We start from the raw sequence: 13,386 nt of genomic DNA on the forward strand, positions 1-13,386 counted from the left end.
GTGAACGACCCCTCCCCGGCCCAGCCTCGCAAGCCGCAGTACCCGATCGAGTCGGTCGACAACGCGCTGCGCATCCTGCTGCTGCTGGGCGAGCGCAAGAGCCTTCGCCTCACCGAGGTGAGCGAGTACCTCTCGGTCGCGTCGTCCACCGCCCACCGGGTGCTGGCCATGCTGCAGTACCGCGGGTTCGTCCGTCAGTCGAGCAGCTCACGGGCCTACGAGCCGGGTCCCGCGCTCACCGAGATCGCCTTCTCGGTGCTGCGGCAGATCGACGTCCGCGAACAGGTCCGTCCGCTGCTGGACGGCCTCGCCGCACACTACGGGGAGACCGTCCACCTCGCCCGCCTCGACGGCTCGCTGGTGTCCTTCGTCGACGCCGTGGAGAGCGATCGAGCCGTGCGGGTCGGCTCGCGGATGGGCAAGACCCTCCCGGCCCACGCCTCGGCGTCCGGCAAGGTGCTGCTGTCGCTGCTGCCGGACGAGGCCGTGGTCGCGCTCTATCCGCGGGAGGAACTGGAGCCGCTCACCCCGCACACCCTGTCCACCCGGACCGCGCTCCTGGAGGACCTGGACCGCATCCGGAAGCGGGGCTATGCCAGCGGGCTGCAGGAGAGCGAGGACGGCGTCATCGCGGTGGCCGTACCGCTCGGCACCTATGCCGGCGCCCGCTACGCGGTGAGCATCTCGGCGCCCAGTCACCGCCAGCAGGACTTCGCCGAGGTGGCCGTGGCCGAAGACCTGCTGCGCTTCGCCGAGCAGAGCCGCGGCTTCTTCTCCTGAGCCTCGGCGAACGCGACTGACCCGGTGCCGGTCGTGCGTCACCCGATCCGGCACCGGGTTCGTCCTGGACGCTCAGGCCGCGAGGACGGCTTCGAGCTTGCTGCGATCGAAGTACTCCTCGATCCGCCGGATCCTGCCGTCCTCGACGTAGACGCGGAGGATCGCCGGGATCGAGGCCGACCGCCCGTTGAGCTCGACCTCGATGACGTGCTGGCGGAGAAAGCCGTCGTCGAGCGCGGTGTGCCGGGGCTGGGCGTAGCCGAACGTGTCGTACCGATCGGCGATGCCGCCCAGCGTCGCGAGGTTCTCCGCCTTGGACTGGTCGACGTCGTCGTAGTTGTGCCAGACGGTGACGTCGTCGTGGTAGAGGGCGGAGACGGCCTCGATGTCACCGGCTTCCACCAGTGCGAAGAACCTCTCGGCGTACTCCACCATCGGCTTTCCGCCGCTCATGCGGACGCACCCTGGACGGCCGGGACCCCTTCGGCGGTCATCGGCGCCAGATTGACGTCGTCCTCGTTCAGTTCGCGCGTCCAGGCGGCGAACTCCAGCAGCACCCCGTCCGGGTCGAAGAAGTACATCGAACGGACGAAGACGCCCTCGTGGTACGTCTCCGCCACACCGCGCGGGCTGTCGTCGTGCTCGAGGACGGGACCGGTCTCGACGCCCTTGGCGTCGAGCTTGGCCTTGTACTCGTCGAACTTGTCGAGCGGGATCTTGAATGCGACGTGGTTCATCGAGGCGTGGGCCGTGGCGATGTCCCCCAGCCCCGGCAGCACCGCGGAGGAGGCGATGCCGGGGGCCCGCTTCGGCGCGTCGGGGAACCAGAAGAAGGCGAGGAACTGGTCGCCGCCCATGTCGAAGAAGAAGTGCTGCCCGCCGTTGGGCAGATTGATCGTCTTCTTCAGCTTCATGCCGAGGACGTTGGTGTAGAAGTCGACGGTGCGCTCCATGTCCTCGCAGACCAGCGCGAGGTGGCAGAGCCCCTGAAGCTCGAACTCGGGGTTGGCCTCCATGGTGTCCCTCCTATCAGGTGATCCACCGCCACGCTACCGGAAGCAGTTTCTGGACACCAGACTTTTCTCCAAAAGGTCTAAACAATTAGATCCGGGGCCGTGTGCCCGCCTCCCGTCCCGCCGGCCCCGTCAACCGCGGCCGCGCTCCAGGTCCACGGCGTACTCGAACCGCTCGGCGGGGTGCACGGAGACCGTGATCTCGAAGGGGTGCCCCGCGCGGTCCAGGTAGCGCCGGGTCATCCGCAGCACCGGCGAACCCGCCGTGGTGCGCAGCAGGTCGACCATGGCGTCGGGGACCGTCGCCGCCCGCATCCGCTGCTCGATGGTGTGCACGGTGCGGCCGGTCGTCTGCTCGACCATGTCCGAGATCAACCGTTTGGGGTCCAGCACCTGGTCGCCCACGGCCTCCGCGATGTCGGGCTCAAGGTAGACGTCGGTACAGCACAACGGCCAGCCGTCGTCGGCGGGATCGATGCGCAGCATCCGGATCCTGGTCCAGCGCTGCCCGGGCCGGCAGCCCAGGACCCGGGCGTCGGCCTCGTCGACCACCACATCGGCGATCGACAGGACCCGGCGGTGCGTCTCCACCGAGTACTGCATCAGCTCGCCCACCGAGTGCAGCGACCGGGCGAAGACCGAGTGCGGCTTCAGCCGCTCGACGCGGGTGCCGCGCCGGGGCTTGCGGGAGACCAGTCCCAGCTCCTCCACGATGTCGAGCGCGGCCCGGATCGTGCCCCGGCTCACGTCGAACTCCGCCGCCAGGTCCACTTCGGGCGCCAACCGCCCGCCGACCGGCCAGCGTCCCGACTGGATCTGCCGGACCAGCTCCTCGGCGACTTCCTCGTAACGCCGCACGGCCCTCTCCCGTCGTCCGGTCCCCGGCTGGCCCGCACACGGGTGCCGTCCGAGGTGGTGGTTCAATTAGTCTAGACAATTCAAACGGTCCGGATCATTGAGTTGGGGTCATGCGCATCACCGACATCCGCGAGGCCGCGGTCCCCCTCCACGGGAACATCAAGAACGCCGTGGTCAACTTCGCCGCGCACACCGTCTCCCTGGTGGCCGTGCAGACCGACGTACGCCGGGACGGGAGGCCGCTCACCGGCATCGCCTTCAACTCGATCGGGCGCCATGCCCAAGGGGGCATCCTCCGCGACCGGATGATCCCCCGGCTGCTGGCCGCCGACCCCGACGACCTGCTCGACCCGTCGACCGGGCTGCTGTCCCCCGCCCGCGTGCTCCAGTGCGCCATGCGCGACGAGAAGCCCGGCGGCCACGGCGACCGCGCCGCGGCGGTCGGCGCCGTCGAACTCGCGGTGTGGGACCTGCTGGCCAAGTACCACGACGAGCCCGCCCACGCCGTCATCGCCCGGGCCTTCGGCCGCCGCCCCGCGCTCACCGGCACGCCGGTCTACGCCGCGGGCGGCTACTACCATCCCGACGACTCCCTGGACCGGCTCCGCGGCGAGCTCGCCGGCTACGCGGACCAGGGCTACCGCATGGTCAAGATCAAGATCGGCGGCGCGCCGCTCCCCGACGACCTGGCCCGGGTCGAGGCCGCCATCGAGGTGATCGGCGGCGGGGACGGAGTGGCCGTCGACGCCAACGGACGCTTCGACCGGGACCGGGCCCTGGCCTACGCCGCGGCGCTGTCCGGGCACGGCCTGCGCTGGTACGAGGAGGCGGCCGACCCGCTCGACTACGCCCTGAACCGGGAACTGGCAGAGGCCTATCCGGGGGCCATCGCCACCGGCGAGAACCTCTTCTCCGTCCAGGACGTGCGCAACCTGCTCGCCTACGGCGGAGTGCGGCCCGACCGGGACGTCTTCCAGATGGACGCCGGCCTCAGCTACGGGCTGACCGAGTACGCCCGCATGATCGAGGCCATGGAGGCGCACGGCGTCGACCGGTCCCAGGCGTTCCCCCACGGCGGGCACCTGATCAACCTGCACATCGTGGCCGGACTGGGGCTGGGCGGCTGCGAGGCGTATCCCGGGGTCTTCGAGCCCTTCGGCGGCTACAGCCCGGACTGCCGGCTCTCCGACGGCCTGATCCACCCCGGCCAGGCGCCCGGGTTCGGTCTGGAGGCCAAGCCCGGCCTCGCCGACGAGATCGCCAACCTCCGCAAGGACCTGGACTGATGAAGATCTGCGTCGTCGGCTGCGGAGCCATGGGCTCGGTGTACGCCGCGCGGCTGGGCCGCGCCGGCCACGAGGTGTCGGTGGTGGACGCGTGGCAGGCCCACGTCGAGGCCATCGCCCGGGACGGGCTGCACGTCAGCGGGCCCGACGGGGAGTTCCGCGCCGCGGTCGCGGCCCACACCGCCGCTCCCGCCGACCCCGTCGACCTCGTGGTGCTCGCCGTCAAGGCCGCCGACGTGCCCGCGGCCGCGGCCGGACTCGCACCGCTGCTGGGGCCGGGGACAACCGTACTGACCATCCAGAACGGGCTCGGCTCGGCCGATGCCGTGGCCGACGCGGTAGGCGCCGAACGCCTGGCCATCGGTATCGCCAGCGGTTTCGGCGCCGGCCTGCGCGGACCGGGCCGGGTGCACCACAACGCGATGCGGGCCCTGAGGTTCGGCGCCCACAGCTCCCTGGCCCCCGCACGGGTCGAGGAGGTGGCCGCGGCCTGGCGAACGGCCGGGTTCGACGCGGCGGCCGTGGACGACATCATCGCGATGCAGTGGGAGAAGCTCATCTGCAACGTGGCCTACAGCGCCCCTTGCGCCCTGACCGGACTGACCGTCGGCGAGATCCGTGATCACCCCGAGCTGGCCCGGACGAGCCAGGCCGCGGCGGTCGAGGCCTGGGAGACCGCCCGGGCGCGCGGGGTGGCCATCGACGTCCCGGACCCCGTGGAACTGGTGCGCGAGTTCGCCGCCCGGATGCCCGGCGCCAAGCCGTCGGCACTGCTGGACCACGAGGCCCACCGGACCAGCGAGATCGATGTGATCAACGGCGCGGTCCCGCGGGAGGCGGCCAAGGTGGGCCGCACGGCACCGGTCAACCAGGCGCTGACCGCCCTCGCTCGCCACCGCGAGGCCGCCTGGCGGCGGTGACCCGCCCTCCCGGCCGGGCGTCCGCTTACATCTCCGGCGCCACTTGCCGGGGGCGGGTGCGGGGCCGCACACTTGCTTAGGTTAGCTTTGCCTAAAAGGCTTGTGTCATCCGGAGGAGTGCGGCGATGCTACTGGGCAACTTCCTCATCGGACTGCGTGAGGGACTTGAGGCCGCGCTGGTCGTCAGCATCCTGATCGCCTACCTGGTGAAGACCGGCAACCGCCGGGCCCTGCTCCCCGTCTGGACGGGTGTCGGCATCGCCATCGTCCTCGCCTGCGGGTTCGGCGTCGCGCTGAGCGCCGCGTCCTCCGAGATGCAGTTCAAGACGCAGGAACTGTTCGGCGGCATCCTGTCGATCATCGCGGTGGGCCTCGTCACCTGGATGGTCTTCTGGATGCGCAAGACCGCCAGGTTCATGAAGGCCGAACTGGAGGGCAAGCTGGAGGGCGCGCTGAACGTCGGTCCGCTCGCCCTGGCCGCCGTCGCCTTCCTCGCCGTCGGGCGCGAGGGCCTGGAGACCGTGCTGTTCCTGTGGACGAACATCTCCAACTCGTCCGGCGGCTCCGCCGAGCCGATCATCGGCGCGTTCCTCGGCCTCGGCGTCGCCGTCGTGCTCGGCTACCTGCTCTACCGCGGCGGCCTCAAGATCAACCTGAAGCGGTTCTTCACCTGGACGGGCGCGGCGCTCATCGTCGTCGCCGCGGGCGTGTTCGGCTACGGCTTCCACGACCTGCAGGAGGCCGAGGTCTTCCCCGGCCTGAACGCGGTCGCGCTGGAGCCGCACGTGTTCTTCGCCAAGTTCGGCGGCGCGGGCGACTGGATGCAGACGGTCTTCCAGGGCGTCCTGAACGTCACGCCGCAGATCACCTGGCTGCAGCTGATCATGTGGGCGGCGTACCTGGTGCCGGTGATGTTCCTGTTCCTGCGGAACCCGTCGACGTCCAAGCCCGCCCCGGCCAAGGCCACGGAGCCGGTGGCGTCCTAGAGGTCGGGCAGCGGGTCGCGGGGAAGGCTGTCGCGGGCGAAGATCTCGGCGTCGGCGGCGTTGACGACCGGGACGTACTCGTCGTCCACCTCGAACACGGCGCCGGCGAACTCGAACGACGCTCCCGCGCCGGTCTCCACCGGCCCGATCCGGGTGCCGCGCGGGTAGCTGCCCCAGATCGTCTTCGGGTTGCTGCTCCGCAGCGCCCCGGTGGAGATCACCGCGACCTGGTCGTCGGTGACGACGAAGATGAACCCGGCGCCGCCGCCGTAGGCCATCGCGGGGAAGATGTAGCGGATCTCCCCGTCGATCCCGAGGAACTCCCTGCAGCGCTCGCGAAGCGGGCGTGGCACCGGCATGGCGGTTGAGGCACCTCCCCGGGGGCGGAACACGGCTGCCGTGACAATCATGCACCGCCCCGGCGGAGTGTGACCAGAGTCAGACCGACGCCAGCGCCGCCGTCGGCGGCAGCCGCGCCGCGCGCACCGCCGGATACAGCCCGGCGGCCGTCCCGATCGCCAGCGTCGCGGCGAGCGCGCCGCCGAGCGCCCACACCGGCACGACCGGCGGCCAGCCCTTCCACAGCGCGAACCCGGTGGTGACCGCCGCGCCGAGCACCGTCCCCGCCGCGCCGCCGAACGCCGACAGCAGCAGCGACTCGGCGAGGAACTGGACGCGCACCTGCCCGCGAGTCGCACCGAGCGAGCGGCGCAGCCCGATCTCGCGACGCCGCTCCAGCACCGAGATCACCATCGTGTTGGCGACACCGACCCCGCCGACCAGCAGCGCGACCGCGCCGAGCCCGAGCAGCAGCCCGGTGAACGCGCCGGCGGCCGCGGCCTTGGCCTCCAGCGCGTCCGAAGGACGGCTGACCTCGACCTCCTCGGAATGCTCGGGGCTGACCGTCCTCGCGAGGACGTCCCGGACGTCGTTCACGGACGCGTCGGTGGAGCGCTCGTAGACCGTGGTGGGGTGCCCGTCGAAATCGAGGTACCTTCGCGCCGCGTCCCAGCCGACAAGCGCTGAACGATCGATCTCCGGTGCCAGCTCGGCGGGACGCAGTACACCGAGGACGACGAACCACCGGCCGCCGATCCACACCTGGCCTTGGTGTAGGCCCAGCCGTTTCGCGGCCTCCGAACCGAGCACGACGCCGGGATAGCGTCCGGTGCCCGCGTTGAGCCAGTTGCCGCTCGCGGTCTCCACGTCCAGCGTGCCGAGCAGCTCTGTGGTGGCGGCCTGCACGGCGATGCCCTGCGTGACCTCCTCCGGGATCTTGTCGGTGCGGCGGACGGTCGCGTCCACCGCCCCGGTCGCACCGACTGCGGTGACCGGCCCGATCCGGCGCACCATCTCCGGCGCCGTCGCGGGCAGTTCCGCCTTGTCTCCGGACAGGGTGTCGCCGGGCCTCGCGGTCAGCAGGTTGGTGCCGAGGCTGTCGAGCCGCCGCAGCAGGTCCTCCTTGCTGGACGAGGAGATCCCGATGACCGCGACCATCGTGGCGATCCCGATCGCAATGCCGAGCGCGGACAGTACGACCCTGGTGGGACGGGCTTTGAGCCCTCCCAGGCCGACGCGCAGCACATCGTTCGCGCCGAGCCGCGCGGGGGCGAGCGCAGGCTTCATCGTGTGCCCACCTCCGCGCGCTCGATCAGCCCGTCCCGTACCCGGACCCTTCTCGGCGCCCTATCGGCGACGTCCAGATCGTGCGTGATGATCGCGACGGTGGTGCCGGCGCGGTTCAGCTCGTCCAACAGGGCGAGCACCTCCGCGCCCGCCACGGAGTCGAGGTTGCCCGTGGGCTCATCGGCGAGCAGCAGATCAGGCTCCCCCACCACCGCCCGCGCGACCGCAACCCGCTGCTGCTCACCACCCGACAACTGGTGCGGCCGGTGCCCGCTCCGGTTCCCGAGCCCGACCCGTTCGAGCGCGTCCCGCGCCCGCTCCCGCCGCTCCTTCAACCCAACGCCGCCGTACAGCAGCCCGTCAGCAACGTTATCGAGAGCGCTCACGCCCGCCGCCAAATGGAACTGCTGGAACACGAACCCGATGTGCCGCGCCCGCAACGCCGACAGCTCCCGATCACCAAGCCCGCCGACCTCGTGCCCGGCGACGCGCACGCTCCCTTCCGTGGGACGGTCAAGCGTCCCGATCATGTGCAGCAACGTCGACTTCCCCGACCCGGACGGCCCAACGATCGCGACCATCTCCCCCGGCGCGATCATCAGGTCAACACCCTTCAGCGCCGCGACCCCACCCGCGTACACCTTCGTCACCCCGGCCAGCTCAACGATGTTCTCGCCCGGTACGTCCATGCCCAGCGAGTTCATTCGGCGGGCACCCCGACCTTCATGCCTTCCCGGACGCCGTTCCCGGTGATCTCGACCCGTCCACCACCGAACGTCCCGACTTCCACAGGTAGGAGATGCCGTCCGCCGTCGACGACCTCGACCCCGAAGCCGCCTTCCCTCAGCGCCAGCAGCGCTTCCACGGGCACCGACAGGACGTCCTTCTTCCGCTCGCTCTCCAGCTCGACGCTGACCGGCGCCTCGTCCAGCCGTCCCGTCTCGGCGTTCCCGATCGAGATGTCGACACCGACCGTGGTCTTCTTGTCCTGCCCCGACCCGGTACTCTCCGCGACGCTGCTGACCTCGGAGATCTTCCCCTCGACAGACTTCCCGCCGGGCAACTCCACAGCGACCTTCGCGCCCTCCTCCGCGAGATCCTGCTTGTCGGCGTCGAGATCGACATGCACGACCCGCTTCGTCCCGGCCACCGTCAACACGGGCTGCCCTTGCCCGACGCGCTTCCCCTCGGGCGCCTTAACGTCCCTGACCCGCACGGCCCCACTGAGGAAGACGACCTGACTGGCATCAACGGCACCGGTCTCCGCAAGCCCCCGATCGTCCTGCCACTCCATAACGGCCGCCACGGTGGCACCGGTGAACTCGTCATCCACGGTCATCCCGCCGTACCCGAGCGCCCGCAGGTTCTCCTCAAGCTGCCGGACGTCCTTACCGGACTCCCCACTCCTGAGCGTCCGGTACATGGGGCTGCCGCCGTACATCAACGTGACCGGCTTCCCCGCCACCTTGAGCAGCGTCTCACCCCGCTTGACGGTCGCCCCCCGCCCCGGCGCCCAGGTCACCACCCCAGAAGCGCCCGTCCACACCTCCCGGACGTCGCCGTAGGTGAGCCTCCCGTCCACGGTCTCGGTATCGACAAGATCACCCCGGCTCACCACAGCGGTACCCAGCGGCGCCTCATGCCCGGCCTCCGCCTCGCTGCCGCCCGCCGTCCAGGCCAGCGCACTCCCACCACCGACCACCACGACAAGCGCGACCCCGCCGGCGACCACGACCCGCCTCACCGTCCGAACCCCGGCAGATCGTCCTTGCACGCCTCCCGCGCCTTCTCCGCAGCGCCCCGATCGATGTCCCCACTCGGAAGCCTGAACTGCCCGTCCGGCCCCGGATCGGGAAGGTTCACCCCGTGCTCCCGCATGCACTGCGCGAACTTGACATACTGGTCGCGCACCTTGGGATCCTTCAGATCGGGCATCCTCCCGCCCGCCTGCAACCACTGCTGGCACTTCTCCAGCGCCCCCTGCAGCTTCGTCCGATCGGCTCCCTTCCCGAGCCGCATGGCCTGCTGATCCCCACTACCAGGATCGGGAACATCAACCCCGTTCTCCCGCATGCACCGAGCGAACTGAAGCTGCGCATCCTCCGCCGAAACCGACGCACTGGCCGAAGCAGACGAGGAAGCCTTCGCACCCCCACCAGCCGAAGCGACCTCACTCCCACCGTCGTCGCCCCCACAAGCCGAGAGCCCCAAGGCCAGCGGCAAGGCCAGCCCGGCCACCCACACCCGATTCCCCATGTCGTCCTCTCCGCCAAGGCGACCTGCCTCGACGAGAAGCCATGAGACCGACCCCGGGGTTAAACCCGCATTAGCCGTGCTGGCTCTGTTGGATCCGGGGGATGTCGAGAGCGGGGTGTCGGGTCCGTCTTAGGGGTAGAGGCGGCCAGGGTGGCCGTGGCTAGTTGAGGAGGCTCAGCGTGGCGATTCAGCGGATGGACAACGTTCTCATCGTCGTCGACGACCTTGAGGCGGTCATTGCGTTCTTCGTCGAACTCGGTATGGAGCTGGAGGGCAAAGGGCCGCTTGAAGGGCGTTGGGCGGAACGGGTCATCGGGCTTGAGGACGTCCGGCAGGACGTCGCCATGCTGCGGGTTCCGGACGGCCACGGGCGGATAGAGCTGGCGAAGTTCCACCGGCCGAGGGCCATCAGCCCCGAGCCGAAAGACGCACCGGCGAACACGCTGGGCATTCGTCGCGTCATGTTTGCAGTCGACGACATCGACGACGTCATCGCGCGCCTGCGCGCACACGGCGCCGAACTCGTGGGCGAGGTGGAGCAGTACGAGAACGTCTATCGCCTCTGCTACGTGCGCGGCCCCGAGGGCATCATCGTGGGCCTCGCTGAGCAGCTCAACTGAAGGTCACCAAAGGGATCTCCGGCTTCCGCAGGTGGTGGGGGATGCACTCGGCAACTCACGGCCCGGCTGAATAGCTACTTCCTGTGCCGCTTCGCGGGAAACAGCGGCCGAGCCCGTGTTTGACGGGCTCGGCTGAGGTCTCTTTCCAGGTTAGGCGGAGCGGATGGCCTGCATGAACGTGGCCCACTCGTGGGAGGCGAATTCGAGGGTTGTGCCTGTGGCGCCCTGCTTGGTGTCGCGTACGCCGATGGTGCCCTGGGGGGAGCGGCCAACTTCGACACAGTCGGAATCCGGCACGCTGTGGGTTGACTTGCGCCAGCCGCTGTACTGCTGCTTCACGTTACGGGCCTGCCTGTTCGCTCAGCCGGTCGGCCGTGTCCGTCAGAAGAGAGAGGCTCTCCAGGGCGGGCAGTGCGGCCTGCCGGAGACGGTCATGTAGACGTTCATACACTGCCACCTGGTCTGGGGTGTTGTGAACCAGACAGTTGCTGGTCTCCGCGACCACCAATTTCGGGTCCTCCGCGTCGGGGAATGTGTAGATGCTGTGCGCGGAGCCGGGAAGCCGTCCAGGTGGGACGCGGGCATCCAGCGGTAGGACGCGGACGGTGAAGCGTGGTTCGTGGGTCACGAGCTGCACCATGTGTCGCAGTTGGGTGGCCATGACCTCCGGTGGTACGGCCAGCCGCTTCAAGACAAACTCATCGATCACGATCTCCAGCGCGGGGCCACCCTGCCGGAAGATGTTCTGCTGTCTCCGCTGACGTGCCTCTACGCTCTTCTCGGGCACGTAGTTGGTCTCCGAGCCTTCGAGCCGGTCTAGCTCGATGAGTGCCCAGTGGTACTCGACACACTGTAGAAGTCCCGGAAGAGCAAGCTGGTTGTACTGGTGGATGGAGGCGGCTCCGGATTCAAGGTCGGAGTACATGCGCTGGCGGGCGCCCATGGCGTCGCCGTAGGAGTCCCACCAGCCGCGGTCGGAGGCGTCACAGGCGATCTTGAGGATCTCGTCGAACTTCTCGCCGGTGACGCCAAGGATTTTCATGATCTTGACGATGTCGCGGACGTCGGGGCGGCAGCGGGCGTTCTCCAGTTTGGACACCGTCATGCGGGAGCGGTAGATGCGGCCGGCCAACTCGTCGGCGGTCATGCCGCTCTGCTCCCGGAGGGTCCGCAGTTCGGTGGCGAGGCGGCGTCGGCGGACGAACGGGCTGGTCACCGGGAACCTCCTGGGGCGGGCCGGGGGCTGCGCTGACCCGGGGGGAGCCAGCGTGTCAACTCTTTGTTATCACTTGATCTCCGAGCGTGTCCTCGATTGAGGTGCTCCCCGAACACGAAAGGTGAGATCTTCCCGTGCGGCTCGGTGGCGTTCCGGGTATGAACGCTTGCCGTTGGAACAGTTCGTTCCGTTTACGTAAACGGGGCGAACGTTCGGGCCGGGCGCCTACCGAGGTATCCAGCCGAGCCGGTAGGGACGTGGGTAGGATCTTGGGAATGTCGCGGGTGATCTCTCGGGAGCCGGATCGGCTGGTTTTGTTCACCGATGCGGTGGTGGCGATTGCGGTGACGCTGCTGGTGCTGCCGCTTGTCGATGTGGTGCCGGACGTGGTCGGGGAGCATGGGCGGTCGACCGAGGTATTTACCGGGCATCAGGCGCAGATCTGGAGTTTTCTGCTCAGTTTCGCGGTGATCTTGCGGCTGTGGTTCGCGCATCATCAACTGTTCCAGCACATTCGCGGCTACACGTTCACGTTGATGCTGTGGAACGCGGGGTGGCTGCTGGCGATCGTGGTTCTGCCGTTCTCCACGGAGATGGTCGGTGCCTACCCGTCGGACGACCGCTTCACCCTGCTGTTCTACATCGGGAACGTTCTCGCGGCGACCGCCTGCCAGACCGTGGTGACGGTCATCGCGTACCGCGATGCCGAGGTCGCGTCGGAGTCGGATCCGCCGGCGATCGAAGCGGTTCGGGGCGGCCTTTCCACCGTGGTGTTGCTCGCCTTGGGGCTTGCCGTGGTCGCGGTCTTTCCCAGTGCCTCCTACTTCGTGCTGCTGCTCCTTTTCCTGGAGCCGCTGGTCAGTCGGTTCTGGTCGCTCGTCGGAGTCTGATTCCTTCCTCGGGTGATAAAGCGGGGGCGGGGAGTGTGGGCTCACGGTGGATTACTCCGTGTGCGCGGTGCGTCATACTCCCGGCGTGTCCAGTGCTCCGCCGTTGAATGAGGACTTCCGGCTTGTCGAGGCGCTTCAGGCGCAGCGGCCGGGAGCGGTCGGGCATGTGTACAACGTGTACGGGCCTGAGCTGGTCGAGTATGCGGAGGGGCTGCTCGGCGAGCATGAGCGGGCGGTCGAGGCCGTCCGGGAGGCGCTGCTCGCGTTGCGGGACGCGGAAGTACCGGACGCGGGGACGTTCCGGGATTGGCTTTATGAGCTGGTGCACGACCAGTGTCGTAGTGCGCCTGTGCGGAAGCGGGGGCGGCTGGTCGTGATCGGGGGCGCGGCTGCGGCCGTGGCGTTGACCGGCGGGATGCTCGTGTTGTTCGAGAGCACGGAGGCTGAGCCGAAGCCTTCAGCCACGCCTCCGGTGGCCATGGTCACTCCTGATGCGACGCCGACGCCGACGTCCACACCGACGCCCAAAGATGAGGTCGAGAAGCCCGCGAAGAAGGCCGCCAAGCCGAAGAAGTCGCGCGAGGAGCCCACCGGGCCTGGACGGTTGGCGGTGAATGACGGTGACTGCCACGGGGTGCGGGCGGCCGGGTTGCCCACACGGTGCTATCTCCGGCTGACGGCGGTGGGCGGCACGGTGAAGTGGTCGGTGTCGTCGGTACGGGATCGGGCCGGGCGGGTCAGTGCGGGTGGCAGCGGGACGCTGAAGGCTGGACGGTCAGCTTCGGTGGCGGTCACTGTGAGGCCGACGGTGTTGTGTTACGTGGGCGGGCGTGGGAGTGGGACGGTTTCGTTCACGCCCGGCGGTAGCGCGAGTGTGACCTATACGTGCTGGCGGCGGTAGCGGCTCTGTAGATTGTGGGGCGCCTTTCCCTGTT

Annotated in this window: 17 protein-coding genes; 7 read left to right on the top strand and 10 right to left on the bottom strand. The window is 69.2% G+C overall.

Annotated elements, in window-relative coordinates:
• A complete protein-coding gene (locus HUX53_RS14010) occupies nucleotides 1-780 on the top strand; it encodes an IclR family transcriptional regulator (protein WP_176403619.1) in 780 nt (259 codons plus the stop codon).
• A 72-nt stretch (nucleotides 781-852) separates the two neighbouring features.
• On the opposite strand, the gene HUX53_RS14015 is transcribed toward HUX53_RS14010, so the two are convergent.
• From HUX53_RS14015 to HUX53_RS14025, 3 genes are all read right to left on the bottom strand, one after another.
• The gene (locus HUX53_RS14015; protein WP_176403620.1) at nucleotides 853-1,233 is read right to left on the bottom strand and encodes a nuclear transport factor 2 family protein; all 381 of its coding nucleotides are present in this window, start codon (nucleotides 1,231-1,233) and stop codon (nucleotides 853-855) included.
• Nucleotides 1,230-1,796 carry a VOC family protein gene (locus tag HUX53_RS14020; protein WP_176403621.1) on the bottom strand — a complete coding sequence of 189 codons (567 nt, stop codon included), beginning with the start codon at nucleotides 1,794-1,796 and terminating at the stop codon, nucleotides 1,230-1,232. Before HUX53_RS14020 ends, HUX53_RS14015 begins: the two co-directional genes overlap by 4 nt.
• A 129-nt stretch (nucleotides 1,797-1,925) precedes the next feature.
• Nucleotides 1,926-2,651: a GntR family transcriptional regulator gene (locus HUX53_RS14025; RefSeq protein WP_176403622.1), complete on the bottom strand. Its 726-nt coding sequence runs from the start codon at nucleotides 2,649-2,651 to the stop codon at nucleotides 1,926-1,928.
• Nucleotides 2,652-2,761: 110 nt separating this feature from the next.
• On the opposite strand from HUX53_RS14025, the gene HUX53_RS14030 reads away from it, so the two are divergent.
• The 3 genes from HUX53_RS14030 to efeU all read left to right on the top strand — a co-directional run bounded on the left by HUX53_RS14030 (nucleotide 2,762) and on the right by efeU (nucleotide 5,843).
• Nucleotides 2,762-3,937 (top strand): enolase C-terminal domain-like protein, encoded by a 1,176-nt coding sequence (locus HUX53_RS14030; RefSeq protein WP_176403623.1) that lies wholly within the window; start codon nucleotides 2,762-2,764, stop codon nucleotides 3,935-3,937.
• The gene (locus HUX53_RS14035) at nucleotides 3,937-4,857 is read left to right on the top strand and encodes a ketopantoate reductase family protein (protein WP_176403624.1); all 921 of its coding nucleotides are present in this window, start codon (nucleotides 3,937-3,939) and stop codon (nucleotides 4,855-4,857) included. The genes HUX53_RS14030 and HUX53_RS14035 overlap by 1 nt, the downstream gene beginning before the upstream one ends.
• Nucleotides 4,858-4,982: 125 nt before the next feature.
• Nucleotides 4,983-5,843 (top strand): iron uptake transporter permease EfeU, encoded by an 861-nt coding sequence (efeU, locus tag HUX53_RS14040; RefSeq protein WP_176403625.1) that lies wholly within the window; start codon nucleotides 4,983-4,985, stop codon nucleotides 5,841-5,843.
• On the opposite strand, the gene HUX53_RS14045 is transcribed toward efeU, so the two are convergent.
• From HUX53_RS14045 to HUX53_RS14065, 5 genes are all read right to left on the bottom strand, one after another.
• Nucleotides 5,840-6,202, bottom strand: a complete 363-nt coding sequence (locus tag HUX53_RS14045) for a hypothetical protein (protein WP_176403626.1) — start codon at nucleotides 6,200-6,202, stop codon at nucleotides 5,840-5,842. The genes efeU and HUX53_RS14045 overlap by 4 nt on opposite strands.
• Nucleotides 6,203-6,281: 79 nt before the next feature.
• Nucleotides 6,282-7,469 carry an ABC transporter permease gene (locus HUX53_RS14050; protein ID WP_176403627.1) on the bottom strand — a complete coding sequence of 396 codons (1,188 nt, stop codon included), beginning with the start codon at nucleotides 7,467-7,469 and terminating at the stop codon, nucleotides 6,282-6,284.
• Entirely contained in the window at nucleotides 7,466-8,173 is a 708-nt protein-coding gene (locus HUX53_RS14055; protein ID WP_255205233.1) for an ABC transporter ATP-binding protein, read from the bottom strand. The genes HUX53_RS14050 and HUX53_RS14055 overlap by 4 nt, the downstream gene beginning before the upstream one ends.
• On the bottom strand, nucleotides 8,170-9,213 hold the full coding sequence (locus HUX53_RS14060; RefSeq protein WP_309237207.1) for a peptidoglycan-binding protein: 1,044 nt from the start codon (nucleotides 9,211-9,213) through the stop codon (nucleotides 8,170-8,172). The genes HUX53_RS14055 and HUX53_RS14060 overlap by 4 nt, the downstream gene beginning before the upstream one ends.
• Nucleotides 9,210-9,542, bottom strand: coding sequence for a hypothetical protein (locus HUX53_RS14065; protein ID WP_176403628.1), 333 nt, complete (start codon nucleotides 9,540-9,542; stop codon nucleotides 9,210-9,212). The genes HUX53_RS14060 and HUX53_RS14065 overlap by 4 nt, the downstream gene beginning before the upstream one ends.
• A gap of 377 nt (nucleotides 9,543-9,919) precedes the next feature.
• Between HUX53_RS14065 and HUX53_RS14070 the strand changes: the two genes are divergently transcribed.
• Nucleotides 9,920-10,345 carry a VOC family protein gene (locus HUX53_RS14070; RefSeq protein WP_217919420.1) on the top strand — a complete coding sequence of 142 codons (426 nt, stop codon included), beginning with the start codon at nucleotides 9,920-9,922 and terminating at the stop codon, nucleotides 10,343-10,345.
• A 150-nt stretch (nucleotides 10,346-10,495) separates the two neighbouring features.
• Here the strand turns inward: HUX53_RS14070 and HUX53_RS14075 are convergent, their stop codons facing one another.
• Both HUX53_RS14075 and HUX53_RS14080 read right to left on the bottom strand, forming a co-directional pair.
• Complete coding sequence (locus HUX53_RS14075) at nucleotides 10,496-10,684, bottom strand: DUF397 domain-containing protein (RefSeq protein WP_176403630.1); 189 nt, start codon at nucleotides 10,682-10,684, stop codon at nucleotides 10,496-10,498.
• A gap of 1 nt (nucleotide 10,685) precedes the next feature.
• A complete protein-coding gene (locus HUX53_RS14080; protein ID WP_176403631.1) occupies nucleotides 10,686-11,561 on the bottom strand; it encodes a helix-turn-helix transcriptional regulator in 876 nt (291 codons plus the stop codon).
• A 275-nt stretch (nucleotides 11,562-11,836) separates the two neighbouring features.
• Here HUX53_RS14080 and HUX53_RS14085 point away from each other — a divergent pair, with 275 nt between their 5' ends.
• Together HUX53_RS14085 and HUX53_RS14090 are read left to right on the top strand one after the other, a co-directional pair.
• On the top strand, nucleotides 11,837-12,451 hold the full coding sequence (locus HUX53_RS14085; RefSeq protein ID WP_176403632.1) for a TMEM175 family protein: 615 nt from the start codon (nucleotides 11,837-11,839) through the stop codon (nucleotides 12,449-12,451).
• An 85-nt stretch (nucleotides 12,452-12,536) separates the two neighbouring features.
• On the top strand, nucleotides 12,537-13,352 hold the full coding sequence (locus HUX53_RS14090) for a hypothetical protein (RefSeq protein ID WP_176403633.1): 816 nt from the start codon (nucleotides 12,537-12,539) through the stop codon (nucleotides 13,350-13,352).
• The last annotated feature ends 34 nt before the right edge of the window (nucleotides 13,353-13,386 follow it).

This window comes from Actinomadura sp. BRA 177 (genome assembly GCF_013372625.1).
Taxonomy (GTDB): Bacteria; Actinomycetota; Actinomycetes; order Streptosporangiales; family Streptosporangiaceae; genus Spirillospora.